The sequence below is a fragment of the Arsukibacterium perlucidum DSM 18276 genome (assembly GCF_000382165.1).
Lineage (GTDB): Bacteria > Pseudomonadota > Gammaproteobacteria > Enterobacterales > Alteromonadaceae > Alishewanella > Alishewanella perlucidum.
Window position 1 is genome coordinate 102531 of the sequence record NZ_KB907702.1, and the last position, 13398, is coordinate 115928.

Annotated in this window: 13 protein-coding genes; 4 read left to right on the top strand and 9 right to left on the bottom strand. The window is 49.8% G+C overall.

Annotated elements, in window-relative coordinates; all coding sequences use genetic code 11:
* Positions 1-42 precede the first annotated feature (42 nt).
* A complete protein-coding gene (locus H141_RS0102010; protein ID WP_019674573.1) occupies positions 43-648 on the bottom strand; it encodes an FMN-dependent NADH-azoreductase in 606 nt (201 codons plus the stop codon).
* A 192-nt stretch (positions 649-840) separates the two neighbouring features.
* On the opposite strand from H141_RS0102010, the gene H141_RS0102015 reads away from it, so the two are divergent.
* Positions 841-1500, top strand: a complete 660-nt coding sequence (locus tag H141_RS0102015) for a sigma-70 family RNA polymerase sigma factor (RefSeq protein ID WP_019674574.1) — start codon at positions 841-843, stop codon at positions 1498-1500.
* Entirely contained in the window at positions 1484-2173 is a 690-nt protein-coding gene (locus tag H141_RS0102020; RefSeq protein ID WP_019674575.1) for a ChrR family anti-sigma-E factor, read from the top strand. The genes H141_RS0102015 and H141_RS0102020 overlap by 17 nt, the downstream gene beginning before the upstream one ends.
* 83 nt (positions 2174-2256) lie before the next feature.
* Here the strand turns inward: H141_RS0102020 and H141_RS0102025 are convergent, their stop codons facing one another.
* Together H141_RS0102025 and fadR are read right to left on the bottom strand one after the other, a co-directional pair.
* The gene (locus H141_RS0102025; protein ID WP_019674576.1) at positions 2257-4533 is read right to left on the bottom strand and encodes an aminotransferase class V-fold PLP-dependent enzyme; all 2277 of its coding nucleotides are present in this window, start codon (positions 4531-4533) and stop codon (positions 2257-2259) included.
* A 177-nt stretch (positions 4534-4710) separates the two neighbouring features.
* Positions 4711-5427 carry a fatty acid metabolism transcriptional regulator FadR gene (gene fadR, locus H141_RS0102030; protein WP_026349171.1) on the bottom strand — a complete coding sequence of 239 codons (717 nt, stop codon included), beginning with the start codon at positions 5425-5427 and terminating at the stop codon, positions 4711-4713.
* A gap of 172 nt (positions 5428-5599) precedes the next feature.
* Between fadR and dsbB the strand changes: the two genes are divergently transcribed.
* Complete coding sequence (gene dsbB, locus H141_RS0102035) at positions 5600-6133, top strand: disulfide bond formation protein DsbB (RefSeq protein WP_019674578.1); 534 nt, start codon at positions 5600-5602, stop codon at positions 6131-6133.
* Between the two features lie 87 nt (positions 6134-6220).
* Here the strand turns inward: dsbB and H141_RS0102040 are convergent, their stop codons facing one another.
* From H141_RS0102040 to H141_RS0102050, 3 genes are all read right to left on the bottom strand, one after another.
* Entirely contained in the window at positions 6221-6838 is a 618-nt protein-coding gene (locus H141_RS0102040) for a BamJ family beta-barrel-assembly machinery protein (RefSeq protein ID WP_019674579.1), read from the bottom strand.
* A gap of 105 nt (positions 6839-6943) precedes the next feature.
* Positions 6944-7228, bottom strand: a complete 285-nt coding sequence (locus H141_RS0102045) for a YfcL family protein (protein ID WP_019674580.1) — start codon at positions 7226-7228, stop codon at positions 6944-6946.
* A 1-nt stretch (position 7229) separates the two neighbouring features.
* Complete coding sequence (locus H141_RS0102050; protein WP_019674581.1) at positions 7230-8360, bottom strand: ATP-NAD kinase family protein; 1131 nt, start codon at positions 8358-8360, stop codon at positions 7230-7232.
* 193 nt (positions 8361-8553) lie between these two features.
* Between H141_RS0102050 and H141_RS0102055 the strand changes: the two genes are divergently transcribed.
* A complete protein-coding gene (locus H141_RS0102055; protein ID WP_019674582.1) occupies positions 8554-9966 on the top strand; it encodes a coniferyl aldehyde dehydrogenase in 1413 nt (470 codons plus the stop codon).
* Between the two features lie 160 nt (positions 9967-10126).
* Here the strand turns inward: H141_RS0102055 and H141_RS0102060 are convergent, their stop codons facing one another.
* The 3 genes from H141_RS0102060 to prmB are packed head-to-tail and all read right to left on the bottom strand — an operon-like array spanning position 10127 to position 13379.
* Positions 10127-11287, bottom strand: coding sequence for an MFS transporter (locus H141_RS0102060; RefSeq protein ID WP_019674583.1), 1161 nt, complete (start codon positions 11285-11287; stop codon positions 10127-10129).
* Positions 11288-11327: 40 nt separating this feature from the next.
* Positions 11328-12428, bottom strand: coding sequence for a chorismate synthase (aroC, locus tag H141_RS0102065; RefSeq protein ID WP_019674584.1), 1101 nt, complete (start codon positions 12426-12428; stop codon positions 11328-11330).
* Positions 12429-13379 (bottom strand): 50S ribosomal protein L3 N(5)-glutamine methyltransferase, encoded by a 951-nt coding sequence (prmB, locus tag H141_RS0102070; RefSeq protein ID WP_019674585.1) that lies wholly within the window; start codon positions 13377-13379, stop codon positions 12429-12431.
* Between the last annotated feature and the right edge of the window lie 19 nt (positions 13380-13398).

Below are 13398 nucleotides of genomic sequence, written 5' to 3' on the forward strand. Positions count from 1 at the left end.
GCATTTTTTTCAGGAGCTTTTGATATTCAATACAACAGCAGATTATGCCGCCACTTTATTGCTTAAGCGGTCTAATTGTTGGCGGGCTGCTGTTAATGCTTTGTCTGCAGCCTCTTCACCCATATTTAAACCCTCTGCATAGACAAAGTGCAATTGGGTTAAGCCAATAAAGTTAAAAAAGCTGGTTAAGAAAGGCGTCTGACTATCTGCTGTCGTGCCTTGGTATACCCCACCGCGGGTTGCCAGAATGATCACTGGTTTATCAGCAAGCAGGCCAACCGGGCCATTTTCAGTATATTTGAAGGTAATTCCGGCCCGGGCCAGCCGGTCCAGCATTGATTTAAGTTGAGACGGAATACCAAAGTTATACATCGGCACGCCAAAAACAATAACATCAGCTGCTTTTATCTGTTCAATAACTTGTTCAGATAAACCAGCCAACTGCACTTGTTCAGCAGTACGCTCTGTGGCAGGTGTCATCCAGGCCGCTATTTCTTTCATATCCAGATGAGGAAGCGGCGCAGCACTGAGGTCAACTTCCGTCAGGTTTATGTCATTGCCAAGCTTTGCCAGAAACGCTTTGCTTAACTTATTTGAGTGACCGTTGTCACCACTTATTGAACTGTTTACCACCAGAACATTTTTCATATTTTTTCCTTAATGCTTTCGCCCAAATGTCCGCCGATGATACATCAAATTTATAGGATGTTAATTGCAATAAAAAGCAAAATCCTTTCGATTTTATGAATAAATAAATTACAAACCGACATCAGCACTGCTGCGTATAAACAGCCAATCGCTAATACAGTAAGTAACTTCACAAAGCCGGGATATACAAATATGTTGGAAACTACCGTGCTATCAGGGCATCATGATGCTTTATCCAAGCAGAAGCGAAATAGCCAGCTTATGACTATCAGTACTGATAACGAGCTACGAACCGGTCAATGGGAAGACGCCCTGACGCTGGTTGCGATAAACCAGGACAAAGCAGCATATGCTGAATTGTTCAAGTATTTTGCACCAAGACTGCGGGCCTTCGGCATTAAAATGTTCGGCAATGAACAGCAAGCGATGGAGATGGTACAGGACGCAATGCTGAACGTCTGGCGTAAAGCCAGGCTGTTTGATGCCAGCCGTGGTTGCGCTTCAACCTGGATTTTCACCATAGCCCGAAACGTTCGCTTTGATATGTTACGCAAAAAACAAAGCCGCAAAGACGATATCAGTGCTGACGATTTATGGTTTGATGGCGATTATCCGGAGCAGGAAAGCAACAGCTCTGATAATTGGGATACCATGTTGATGAGTGAAAAACTGGCTCCTCATTTTGACGCCCTGCCACCGGCGCAACGTATGGTTATGCAAAAAGTTTACCTTGAAGAAAAATCCCATCAGGAAGTTTCTGACGAATTAGCAATACCCTTAGGCACAGTGAAATCCCGGATAAGACTGGCTCTGGACAGATTGAGAGGCGCATTAGATGACACACGCAGTTAAATTTCACCCAGGTTTAATGTTACTGGAACAATATGTTGAAGGGTCACTATCTGCTGACGTTGCACTAGCGGTTTCAGCTCACATTGATTTATGCCCGCATTGCCAGCATTTGAGTAAAGATATTACTAATGATCAGGCAGCAGAGCTAACAGAGCAGCAAGTTAGTAGTCGGGACGCTGAGCAAGAGTGGCAGAGTATGTTGGATTTTATTACCAGCCAGCCAGCATTGTCGCCGTCGCGTGCAGGGCTTGCCAGCACTTCGCCTCAGGTATCCAGTGTTACTGTCAATGGCAGAACCTTCGAGATCCCCAGAGCGCTGGCAAGGTTGGCAGAAAAGCAAAACAAGTGGCTGCAGCTGGGCGGTATTGCAACAGCTAAGCTACCAACAGCTGATAAGCAGCATGTTTCGTTGCTTTATATCGATAAAGGAACCGAGGTACCAAATCATACCCACCTTGGTTTGGAAATGACATTAGTACTGGCAGGCAAAATAGTCGATGAGAATGGCGAGTATGGTGTAGGTGATTTGCTGATTAATTCACCGGACGACACCCACACACCCAGAACACTGGCAGACGAAGATTGTTTGTGTTTATCAGTGCTAAGCGCACCGTTAAAGTTTAATAAAGGTTTGACGCGCTTATTAAATCCGTTACAGCAATTTTTCTACTGATCAGGAAGTAAAAGCTTGGTGGAGCAAACTTGGCGCCGTGCAAACGGCGCTTTTTTTTGCCTTTTACTGCAGCCCTGGCGGGTTTAAACCAGCATCGCCATGCCACCATTTAAGTTATACACTGTTGCAAAGCCAAACCGGCGCAGCACCTTGCATGCCAGCAAACTACGATTGCCACTGCGACATACCAGCAGTAACGGCCTCCCGGGTGTCAACTGCCCGCTAATTAACGCATCGCATAGCTTCGATAAAGGCACAGCCAGCACTTCTGTTACGGCAGGCAGATGCTGTTGCAAAGGCCCGGCTGTTTGTTCATGTGGCTCCCGCACATCAACCACCTGCAGCGCTGGTTGTTGCTGCAATACGCCGGCAAGCTCAGTTTTATCCAGCAAACGACTGGCATCCGTTACGGCAACCTCGACCAGGCCGCAATAATAATGGCTGGCTTGTTGCAATAAGGCAGTCTGGGCGTTTAATTGCTGCTGCCAGTTTGCTGCAGCTTGCCCCGCCAGTACTTTATCGAATAATTCACTCTCCTGCCGCGCCAGCTGCAATGTAGTGGCAAAACGCTGGGCGTAATCGTGACTGGATAACAGTAAAGTATCTGGCTCGACTTGTTCTGCCAGCTTGCGAATACTGTGTTGTAACACCGTAGCATTGCCATCGGCTAAATCAGTGCGGCCAATGCCTCCTGGTAAAATAACATCTCCGACAAAAGCCGCTATCGCTTTTTGCTGCCGGCGCAGAATAATGCTGATGGCATGGGCACAATGACCGGGCGTAGCCAGCCGGCTCAACTGTAAATTTGCCAGGTTAAGCTGCTCTGTGCCAGTTGGCCAGCCAAATTCATCACAATCATCCTGGTTAAAGTTTAACGCCTGACGCAGCAATAGCGCTGCGCTTTGTTGCTCTGGCTGTTGCTCTGGATGCTGATGCGTTTCCAGAATGGCCAACAACTGTAACTGCCGCCCCTGAACGATATTAATAATCCGGTTTACCAGCGCCGCAACCGGATCTATAACCAATGCCTGGCTACTGGCCGCATCAATTAAAAGGTAACTGCAGCTATCTTCATGCTTCAGTTGCACCAAACCATTGGCGTGGATCTCCAGAGTTGGCGTTGCATCTGTTACCACCAGACAATGTTTATTTACCACTGATTTTAATGCCCGGATAGCGTTACAGGCATCTGCACATTCCATCGCCGTCATCGCCGGACCAAATGACAAACGAATAGCACCCTGGCTGCGCCAGGCAGCTAAGCCCATCGCATCCAGTACAAAACTGCTGGGTACTTTTGAGCTACAGGCGGAGCCGGAACTTATCCGGATCCCCGCGGCGTCAAACAAATCCATAATGTCTTTACTGTAAAAACCCGGCACTGAAAAATTCACCGTGGTTGGCACGATATAAGGCTGCTCACTGTTCAGCAGCAGCTGCGGAAATACGTAGCGTAGTGCCGCAACTAAATCGGCCCGGTAATCCCACAGCGTTTGCTCTGGCTGAAATATTTTACTATCAGTACGTTGCAGCTCGGCCAGTACAGCCCCCAGCGCGGCAATACCCGGTAAATTCTCGGTGCCGGAGCGCAAGCCGCCCTCCTGACCGCCACCTGTAATAAACGGCTGATAAGGCGCACTGGCTCTGACATACAAAAAGCCTATACCTTTGGGTGCATAAAGTTTATGGCCACTAAAAGGCGCATAATCGATAGTGGTATCGGCCAGTTTAAGCGACATTTTACCCAGTGCCTGCACGCAATCCACTAACCAATATACAGCTGGATTTGCAGCACGAATGCAGTTCTCAAGTTCAGTTAATTGCTGTTTAATGCCGGTTTCATTGTTAGCGGCCATGGTACAAATAAGCCCGGCAGCCGGAGCATGTTGGCGAATAAATGCAAAATCCAACTGACCATTCTGATCAACCGGAATAGCTTTTATTGTTGCGTTAAGCTGCAACACACTGTTCCAGTGTTTCAAGCTCTCTGGCACTGCTTTGTGCTCAGTAGCACCGAACAGCAGCAGGGTTGCCGGCCCGCCTTTTCCCTGCTCCCGCAACGCCAGCAAAGCAGATACCACCGAGCTTTGAATACCCTCAGTGGCACCCGAGGTAAACAAAATACGGCCATCGCCGGCACCGGTAACCCGCCGGGCGAGGCTGCGGGCATGCTCGAGGGTTGCTTTGGCTTTAATGCCGGTGGTATGGCTGCTACTGGGGTTGCCAAACTGCTGCTGCATACATTGCATTGCCGCCGCCGCCGCGACTGGCAGCACCGGTGTGGTGGCATTATTATCTAAATAAATATCCAGATAACTAGCTGCAGGTTTGGTTTGGGGGCTTACTGGTGCTTGTTTCATCCTCGGACCTATTGCGCACGGCTCTGCCGCTTATAGCTAAAAGAGATATCTTATAACCTGATATCATAAATGGCAGCGCCTAAAACAACAAGCTTAGCAAGACGCTATCTGGCCGAATAACGCTCACAAAAAAGGCTGCAATGAGCAGCCTTTTGTCTTACGTAAGCAGATCTGACGTTATTCAATCAGGTCTTTAGGTATATCCGGCCTTAACTCCTGCCAAATCTTACCGCTCTCAATCCCGTATTTACGCACTGCCATTACCACTTCATCGTGTTTACCAGCTTCAGCATATTGTTTTAGCTGTGCATAGTATTTGCGGGCCAGCTCACGTGCTGCCGGATGCGAAAAGTAAAAGCGGGCAATTTTGTTATACAAGCCACGAAAACCATTTAAGATCAGGACATATATCCGATTTGATGAATGCAACGCCATTTCATGATTCAGATTGTAATCAAACTCAGCAAAAGCAGCCGCCGAATCATCCAGCACTTCAGCACCAGTAAATGCGGCTATCACCTCTTGCTGATGCGTTTTAATAGCACCACGAATATAAATAGCGCTGATATTAGTCCGTGCTGACAGCAAATCATCGACCAGTTTTGGCATTTGGTCTTCGTCCAGCCGGGCCAGCGTTTCCAGAATATTCAGGCCTGAGGTTTCCCAGTAATTATTCACTTTGGTAGGTTTACCATGCTGAATAGTAAGCCAGCCATCGCGGGCCAGACGCTGCAGTACTTCGCGCAAGGTGGTCCGGGTTACACCAATCAATTCAGACAGTTCGCGCTCTGCCGGTAAAATTGATCCAGGCGCAAATTTGCCGTTCCAGATCGAATCAACTATATACTCTTCTGCAAAACCGGCAGGGCTTTGCGCTTTAATCAGATTGGTCATGCCAAAAAATCCGTCAGGGTCATCATACAAGTTGACTGATTGTACCAGAGCGCTGCCAGTTAACAAGTCGGCACTTAAAAATAGCCAGACTGAACTAACACAACAATTGTGTAATGTTGATAAATCCCTTAAATTAGCCAATTAGCTGATTGTTATACCAATAGGAACATCTATGCTGGCTACAATAAAAAAAATATCACGCCATCGCCTGTCCTGGTTTTTACTGATTGTAAGTGCCCTGGCTTTGCTGGCCTGCGGCTTATATTTTCAATATGTGCTTAATCTGCAACCCTGCATAAAATGTATTTATATCCGGGCCGCCTTTGCCGGTGTTCTGCTTGCGGGGCTTATTGGTGTAATGGCTCCGCAACAAAGCAGTATTCGGGTGCTGGCTATCGCCCTGTGGCTGAGCTGTGCGGCCATCGGGCTGTATCATGCGGTTGAACTGGTTAATATTGAACAGACTCTGGCTGCGGGTGGTTTTAGCAGCTGTGCTTTATTTGCTGATTTTCCTGCCTGGCTGGCTCTGGATAAATGGTTGCCGGGGGTATTTGAAGTAACGGGTAGTTGTGGCGCAGTAGACTGGCAGTTTTTAGGCCTGAGTATGGCATATTGGAGTATGCTGATTCTGGCAGCCTATTTGCTGACAGCCGTTGTGGTGTTAATTGGCCAGCTCGGCCGGATTTCAAATAACCCCTACCGCTAAGGCTCTTGCTAAAAGGCCCTTGCTAAAAGCCTCATACAAAAAGCCCTGCTATGGCAGGGCTCAGTTTACTTTCAACTGCAGTTATCGTTACAGAATAGCCAGCAGTTCTACATCAAATACCAGAGTGCTGTATGGGGCGATTGCATTACCTGCGCCGCGCTCACCATAGGCCAGGTTCTGCGGCACAAATAAGCGCAGCTTTGAACCAACAGCCATTAATTGTAACGCTTCAGTCCAGCCGGCAATAACGCCTGAAACCGGAAATTCTGCCGGCTCGCCACGCTGATAAGAACTGTCAAACACCGTGCCGTCAATCAGGGTGCCATGGTAATGCGTTCGTACGGTTGAGGCAGTTGTTGGCTTCTCGCCTTCAGCAGCTACCAGTACTTCATATTGCAGACCAGAAGCGGTAACAGTCACTTCGGCACGCTTGGCGTTTTCTGCCAGGAACATTTCCCCTGCTTCGGCCAGCGCTTTGGCTTTTTCCTGCTCAGCTGCCTGCATCCGCTCGCTGATCACCCCAAATGCCGCCCGGATCTGATCTTCACTTACCTCAGGCTCCTGCTCGTTATAAGCAGCTGCTAAGCCAGCGGCCACCGCAGTAATATCTAAGCCGTCGAAAGGGTTGTCAGCCAGTTGCTGGCCCATCTGTAAACCAATACCATAGCTGGCGTGTTGTTCTAGCGTTGCATATTTATCAGACATAAATTCCACTTTTGCTGGGCTGCCGGCAGAAATAGTGTGCCAGGCAGTAATTAAATTCGGCGAACATACTAACCTATCGCGGCGCGAATGTCTTGCCAGTGAAGCTTATAGCAGCTGCAACCGCTGCCACAGCTGCTGCACATGTCGCTGATCATCTGTGGTCAGTTCACCTGCTGCTATCGCCTTTGCCAGACTTTGCTCCACCCAGTGACACAACAGGGGTTTATCAAAGGGCTCAGCCATGACCTCGAGGCTGCCCACAGCCAAATCGAAATGACCGCGTAAATAACCGGCAGCAAATAACTGATCGTCAGTGGCTTGTGGGATCAGACTATCAAAATAATCTGCTGCGGCATCAATATACTGCTCTGGTTTCGCCAGTTGACTCATGCTATTCCTCATCCTCATAACCTAAGCGGTAAATAACATAATCGTTATAACCGGTCAGCACATTTAGCAGACCATGCAGAGCTTTATCCAGTGCCTGATCACCGGTATCTGCCAGCAATGGCCTGCCATTCAATTGTTGTAACTTGGTTTTGGTGGCCAGCAGCATAATATTCTCACGACCAACCGCTTTAATCACTGCGGGTGACAACTGCTGGTTACCCCGCCCAAAAACATGGCCCTGGCCACCGATCAGGGTAATTACCAGTTTGCTCGGATAATCTGCAACCAGTTCCAGCAACCGGGTTGCCGTCACATCACTGGCTATCAGCTCACCATTCTCTACCACGTCAACACCCAGCAGAGTATTGGCCAGGCCGAGCTCTGCCATGACTGCCGCGACAGTGCTGCCAGAGCCCATCACATAACGGACATTATCTTCCATTAAACCAGCGACATAAGCGGCCAAATCGTCCAGCACTAATTCTTCAGATTCCGTACCCGCGGCTTTAACACTCTGCACATAGCGCAGCTCTGCCGGAATCCGCATTTCGCCGTAGCGACGGGCTTTTACCACACCATCCCGAAATGCTGTTTCATCAATATCCATTACCGGCGCCTCAGCCAGGGTAACTAACTGGCCACTAATCAGCCGTTGTACCAGCTTGCCTGCGGCCTGCGGTGAAATAGCATAAACTCCGGAATGAATTTTACAGCCGGCCGGAATACCCAGCACTGTGGTATTACTGCCAATAACACTACATAAATTCCGCGCTGTACCATCGCCACCAGCAAACAGCAGCAAATCAACACCCTGCTCTGCGATTGCCAGCGCCGCCTGCTCAGTATCTGCAGCCGTGGTGGCAACTGCTGGCGGGGTATAACATACCTGATAATTCAGCCCTAATTGCTGACACAAATCAGCGCCCATTTCGCCAGCAACGGTAACTACCTGAAACTGCTCTTTTAAAGCCAGCAGTTGCTGCAGTGCCACGGCTGCCCGTTCACCGGCCATCGGTATGGCGCCCAACGCCAGGGCTTCTGTCGCCATACCGTCACTACCTTTTAGGGCAACACTACCGCCCAGGCCCGCCAACGGATTAATAATAAGACCTAAGCGAAATAGATTAATCATGGAGTCAGTTGCGTCCGGATGACTGTTAACGAATGGCGCGCATTGTAACGATTTCCGTTGTACTTGCCCAGTATTGCCAGCCGATGTCTATTGTCATCCGACTTATTCGTCACCCGGGCGACACGTGCTTGCCGCACTGGTCTGACTGGTTTAGAGTACAGCCAGATAGCTAACACGACTGAAAGGGACACCAATGTCAGCACTCGAGCTGCAATTTAAGCAACTACAACAGGCTTACAGCCTCCGCCCTTATCCGGAACTGGCGCAGCGCCAGCAACAACTAAAAGCGCTGCGCCAGGCTATCCGGCAATACAGTGAAGCGTTATGTGACGCAGTAAGCAGTGACTTTGGTTATCGCAGCAGTGACGAAACCCGTTTGCTGGAAATTATGCCATCCTTAAGCGGCATTGATTACCATATAAAGCAGTTAAAAAACTGGCTAAAGCCGGAAAAACGCCATGTCCATTACAGCTTTTTGCCTGCCAGCAACAAAGTTATGCTGCAGCCGTTAGGCGTTGTAGGCATTATCGTGCCATGGAACTACCCCATTTACCTGGCGCTTGGCCCGCTAATGGCCGCCATTGCCGCTGGTAATAAAGCTATGCTGAAACTATCGGAATATACCCCGGCGACCAATAAGGTGCTAAGCCAAATATGCCGGCAGGCATTAGCGGCTGAGGTTATTGTCATTGAAGGAGAAGCAGAGATTGCCGCTGAATTTTCCCGCTTGCCGTTTGATCATCTGCTGTTTACCGGCTCGACCGCGGTCGGCCGTAAAGTCATGCAGGCCGCTGCTGCAAACCTGACGCCGGTAACCCTGGAGCTGGGCGGCAAAAGCCCGGTGCTGATTGCACCTGATGCCGACATACCACAGATAGCGAAACGTATTTTATTCGGCAAAACCGCCAACGCCGGTCAAACCTGCGTTGCGCCCGACTATATTCTGGTTCCCGCTGCCAAGCTGGAACTGTTGATAACCGAACTTTGCCAGGCTTTTAGCGGGTTTTACCCGGATTTTGCCACTAACCCGGATTACAGTGCAGTGATTAACCCGGCCCAGTATCAGCGGCTGATGACAATGCTTGAACATGCCCAAAGCAGCGGCGCCCGGGTAGTTAACTGTGCTGATAGCAGTGGTAATAATGAACCCGTGCGGGCCAACAGTGAGCGGCGGTTGGCGCTGCAGTTAATTATCGGCGCTGATGATAATAGCAACTTAATGGAGCAGGAAATATTTGGCCCTTTGCTGCCGTTAGTTCCCTACAAAACACTTAATGATGCCCTTAACTACATTCAGCAGCGGCCAAGGCCACTGGCGCTATATTTAATGAGCAATGATAAAGCGGTTCAGCAACAGGTACTACAGCAAACCCATGTCGGGGGCGTGTGTATTAACGATACCCTGGTGCACGTGGCACAAGACGACCTGCCCTTTGGCGGCATTGGTCCGTCGGGGTTGGGTAACTACCATGGTAAAGAAGGCTTTTTACGGTTCTCGCACCAGAAAGCCGTCCATCAGAAAGGCCGGTTCAACAGTGGCCAGTTTATTTATCCGCCGTTTAACCGCAAAGTGTTTAAAGCAATACTTAGCTGGTTGACTCGCTAAAGCTTACCTTAGGATGGTAAGTCAGGACTCAAAAGCGAGAATCGGAATGCCCTAAGCCGACCGTTGAAGCCCTGGACGGGCGGAAACGAGCCTACATGGATGTATTTACGGCGTGTCGGCGTGGGCAATCCGGTTCGACGCCCTCAGCAAATAACTGTTTTTATTCTATATTCGCTATATTTTTTGGCAGTGTTAACACCAACAGACACGCCAGCAGCGCGAAGCCGGCGGCGAAGATAAAAGTTTCTGTCGCACCCGCGCCATTTTGCCAGCTAAAACCAGCCAGATAAGCACCGATAGCCCCACCACCGCCAAAAATCAGCCCGGCATAAATGGCCTGACCCCGGCCACGCTGCGCTTTGGGAAATACCTGCTGAATAAACTGCATGGCGCAGCTATGGGCAATAGCAAAACTGCCGGCATGCAGCAACATACTCAGCGCCAGCCACCAGGCTGAATGGGCCAATAAGGCGACCATTAACCAGCGAATGGCGGTTAAGCCATAGCAAATGCCGAGTAACAGGCGATAGCTGCGATTGCGCATAAGGCGCCCCGCGTAGTAAAAGGCCACAATTTCAGCGGCTACCGCCAGGCTGATCAACAAACCGGTCTGGCTGCCGGAATAGCCTAAATCGCGGCTGTACAGAGTGAAAAAACCGTAAAAAGGCGCAAAGCTGATTTGCATCAGTAGTGCTGCGCCCATAAAAACCCACAATACCTTGTGTTTAGCCAGCTGCCGGTAAGACAATACTGTGGTTGTGGCGTCGTGTGTTGGGGTCAGGGCTGGCAGGTTGAACAGACAAAACACTAACAGTAACAAAAATGCCAGCGCAGTGGCCGGCATAAACTCACTGCCATACAGCTGATAAAACCAGCCGCCCAGCATCACCAGCACAATATAGCCAACACTTCCCGCAGAACGGATCCGGCTGTATTGCTCAGTGTTATTATTCAGAAATAAAAAAGTGGAGACTTCCAGTTGCGGTAATATGGCGGTCCAGAAAAAACTGAACAACGCCAGTGCGGCCAGTAACAGCCCAAAACCAGCATCGATAAAACTGCCTAACCAGCCAATGCAGGCCAGTACGGCACCTAGTTGCATCACCCTGAGTGGCTTACTGCTGCGCTCTGCTAAGCCGGCCCAGATAGCTGGTCCGACAATCCGGGTCGCCGTTACAATGGCCAGCATCAGGCCTATCTGGCGGGAGTCAAAACCGCGACCATCCAGAAACAGCCCCAGGTAAGGTACAAAAATACCCAGCACACCAAAATAGGTAAAGTAGGCCAGCGCTAACGCTGGCCTGGCGGCGATTAATGTCATAAGGTCATAGGGTCATAAGATCCTGACGAGTGCCGTTTAATTATCGGTTAGCGCTGGCAATATCAGGCGTGCTTACACTGACCCCGGCATTTTGCGCCCGGTGACGCAATAAGTGATCCATTAACACTATAGCCAGCATGGCTTCAGCAATGGGTACCGCCCGGATCCCAACGCAGGGGTCATGCCGGCCTTTGGTTACGATATCAACCACTTCGCCGTTAACATTAATACTTTTACCCGGGATACTGATACTGGAAGTCGGCTTTAAGGCAATACTGACTTTAATATCCTGCCCCGACGATATACCACCCAGCGTGCCGCCAGAATGGTTGGAGCTGAAACCCTGCGGCGTTAACTCATCACGATCAGTTGAACCGTGTTGTTCCACAACGGCAAAGCCGTCACCTATTTCCACCGCCTTTACCGCATTGATGCTCATCATGGCATGGGCAATATCAGCGTCCAGCCGGTCAAACACCGGCTCTCCCAATCCGACAGGCATGCCGGTTGCAACAACATTAACCCGGGCCCCTACTGAATCACCCGCTTTTTTAAGCTGGCGCATATACTCATCCAGCTCGGCAATTTTATCCGGATCCGGGCAAAAAAACGGATTGTTTTCAACTTCATCCCAGTTTAGCTTTTCCGCCTTTACCGGACCTAATTGCGCCAGATAACCGCGAATGTCGATACCGCAGTGCTCTTTTAAATATTTTTTAGCAATAGAGCCTGCCGCTACCCGAATTGCAGTTTCCCGCGCAGAAGAACGACCGCCCCCCCGATAGTCACGAATACCAAACTTATGCCAGTAGGTATAATCGGCATGGCCAGGCCGGAATAAATCTTTAATATTGGAATAATCCTGCGAGCGCTGATCAGTATTTTCAATCAGTAAACCGATGCTGGCACCTGTAGTAGTATCTTCAAACACACCAGACAATATCTTTACCAGATCGTCCTCGCGCCGGGCTGTGGTGTAACGTGAGGTGCCGGGCTTGCGACGATCTAAATCAGTTTGTAAATCTTCAGCCGTTAACTGCATTCCCGGCGGGCAACCATCAACAATACCGCCAATCGCAGGGCCATGGCTTTCACCAAAAGTGGTAACTTTAAATAACTGACCAATGCTGTTGCCGGCCATTTAGTTCTCCTCAAACAAGTGTTGGTGGGCAATAAGCTGAGCTTTACTCAGCGCAAACACGCCAAGGCCACCGGCAGTAAACTCAAGCCAGTTAAATTGGACGTCTGGATATCTATCCTGCAATTCAACCATACTATTGCCCACTTCACAAATTAAATAACCGTGCTCGGTCAGATGCGCTGCCGCCTGGGCCAGAATTCGCCGGGTTAACTCCAGGCCATCATGGCCGGATGCCAGCCCCAGCTCCGGTTCATGCCGGTATTCCTCTGGCAAATCAGCCATATCATCAGCATCCACATAGGGTGGATTGGTAACAATAAGATCGTATTGCTGGCCAGCAAGCGCATCGTACCCATCAGATAAAATCGGATATACCCTGTCCAGCAAACCATGCTCGTTAATATTGATATCGGCCACGGCTAATGCATCCGGGCTAATATCTACCGCATCAACCTGAGCATCAGGGAAGGCATAGGCACAGGCGATGGCAATACAACCTGAGCCAGTGCATAAATCGAGGATCCGCTCTGGCGGCGCAGCAAGCTCAAAGCGGCTGAATTTTTCGTTTATTAGTTCGGCAATCGGTGAACGCGGCACCAGCACCCGTTGATCGACATAGAAAGGTAACTGACAAAAATAGGCCTGATGGGTCAGATACGCCGCAGGTATCCGCAACTCTATACGCTGGGTCAGCAGGTCAATAAAGGCCCGCCGCTCGGGCATCGTTAGCCTGACCCCAAGCAATTTATCATCAGTTAGCGGTGGTAAAAACAGACAATGCGCCAGCAGGGCTGCGGCTTCGTCCCAAGGGTTGTCGGTGCCGTGACCAAGATATACCCCGGCTTCATTAAAACGGCTTACCGCAAAACGCAGCCAGTCATGCACGCTGACCAGCGCCTCGAGCGCGTCATTAATCTCTGATTCTGAAAACATCGGGTTATAATCGGCCATAACAGTATTCGCTCTTTGT

Bases quoted from the DNA above. Each gene is read 5' to 3' on its own strand.
- H141_RS0102045 (WP_019674580.1), bottom strand. From the start codon at position 7,228: ATGAGTCAACTGGCGAAACCAGAGCAGTATATTGATGCCGCAGCAGAT.
- H141_RS0102050 (WP_019674581.1), bottom strand. From the start codon at position 8,360: ATGATTAATCTATTTCGCTTAGGTCTTATTATTAATCCGTTGGCGGGC.
- prmB (WP_019674585.1), bottom strand. From the start codon at position 13,379: ATGGCCGATTATAACCCGATGTTTTCAGAATCAGAGATTAATGACGCG.
- H141_RS0102015 (WP_019674574.1), top strand. From the start codon at position 841: ATGTTGGAAACTACCGTGCTATCAGGGCATCATGATGCTTTATCCAAG.
- H141_RS0102025 (WP_019674576.1), bottom strand. From the start codon at position 4,533: ATGAAACAAGCACCAGTAAGCCCCCAAACCAAACCTGCAGCTAGTTAT.
- H141_RS0102055 (WP_019674582.1), top strand. From the start codon at position 8,554: ATGTCAGCACTCGAGCTGCAATTTAAGCAACTACAACAGGCTTACAGC.
- H141_RS0102040 (WP_019674579.1), bottom strand. From the start codon at position 6,838: ATGTCTGATAAATATGCAACGCTAGAACAACACGCCAGCTATGGTATT.
- aroC (WP_019674584.1), bottom strand. From the start codon at position 12,428: ATGGCCGGCAACAGCATTGGTCAGTTATTTAAAGTTACCACTTTTGGT.
- H141_RS0102020 (WP_019674575.1), top strand. From the start codon at position 1,484: ATGACACACGCAGTTAAATTTCACCCAGGTTTAATGTTACTGGAACAA.
- H141_RS0102010 (WP_019674573.1), bottom strand. From the start codon at position 648: ATGAAAAATGTTCTGGTGGTAAACAGTTCAATAAGTGGTGACAACGGT.
- dsbB (WP_019674578.1), top strand. From the start codon at position 5,600: ATGCTGGCTACAATAAAAAAAATATCACGCCATCGCCTGTCCTGGTTT.
- fadR (WP_026349171.1), bottom strand. From the start codon at position 5,427: ATGACCAATCTGATTAAAGCGCAAAGCCCTGCCGGTTTTGCAGAAGAG.
- H141_RS0102060 (WP_019674583.1), bottom strand. From the start codon at position 11,287: ATGACATTAATCGCCGCCAGGCCAGCGTTAGCGCTGGCCTACTTTACC.